This window comes from Collimonas antrihumi (assembly GCF_018304965.1).
Classification (GTDB): Bacteria; Pseudomonadota; Gammaproteobacteria; order Burkholderiales; family Burkholderiaceae_D; genus Collimonas; species Collimonas antrihumi.
On the sequence record NZ_JAGQED010000070.1, the window covers coordinates 1 to 1,052 of the forward strand.

A 1,052-nucleotide genomic window follows, 5' to 3' on the forward strand; every position below is an offset into this window, starting at 1 on the left:
TAGGGATTGTGCCGAGATAAGGGTAAAAATGACCCATAACACTTTTAGTTATAAATAGCAGTTTCTTTATACATTAATGTCATCTATATCCAACGGTCTATTCGGCCTTTGGTTTGCGAGACGCCCGCTGGGGCTTGGTCGACTCGCGTAGCTCGGCCGCTATCCGCTGGCACTCTTTAGCCTGGTGACGCCACTTTTCCGCGTCATTTCGCATCGTCGATGCTTGCGCCATGGCATCCGCCAATTGCACCTGGACAGCCTTGAGTTCATTCGCGATTAAGTCTTTGTTTGCGGCAGCGGCTTGTAGATTGCCTTCCAGCATACCGATTTTTTGCCGAAGGTCGCCAAGTTGGGTCTGTATTGCCGCTGTTTCCGTGCGGTGTCGTTCTGTGGATTGGCTAGCTTCTGTACGTGCGGTATTCAGCTCTTTTTGCAGCTTGGCGCCGGCACTTCGTTCTCGATCGATTTCTAGCAGTGCCCGCGTTTCCGCCGCCCTGAAACGCTCGTCGGCCAGTTGTGCTGCTGCGTGCAGCTTGTCCAGTTCTGCTGTGAAGTCCCTGCGCGCATCATCGAGCCGTTGCAAGTGCGCTGCGTTTTCTGTCTTTGCCTGCTGCACCTGCGATTCGAGGGCTAGATTGGTAGCCCCGGCCGCAGCCAACTGTTGGTCAAGGATGCTGATCCGCTCATTGGTATCGGACAGAGTCTGTTGCCCCTCTCGCAGTGCCTTGCTCAATGCATCGCGCTCCGATTCGACTGTGCTGAGCGCTGCCTTGGCTTCAACGACTGCCGCCTGGGCCTCGCTGCGATACGACACGAGAGTTTCGTGTGCTAGCGCCTGCGCTGTCGACCACAGCGTTGCAGTGAGATCCCCAGCCGCGGTTTTTAGTGCTTCGGGCAAATCCGGATGTTCAATCCGTACGCGACTCTTTTCGCGCAAGTCTTCCCAGAATTTGTTGAGCGCCTCCGCCGGCGCGGTCATACTGCCCTTGCGCACCAGTTGATAAAGCTTGTTCGCGGTGGGTGTCATACCATAGCGGAAGAACAGCAGCACG

1 protein-coding gene is annotated in these 1,052 nt (G+C 55.6%); it reads right to left on the reverse strand.

The annotated features are described in order from the left end of the window. Positions 1-97 precede the first annotated feature (97 nt). Positions 98-1,052 (reverse strand): DNA-binding protein (locus tag KHU29_RS22020; protein WP_211455463.1); only part of this gene is annotated, 955 nt, incomplete at its 5' end.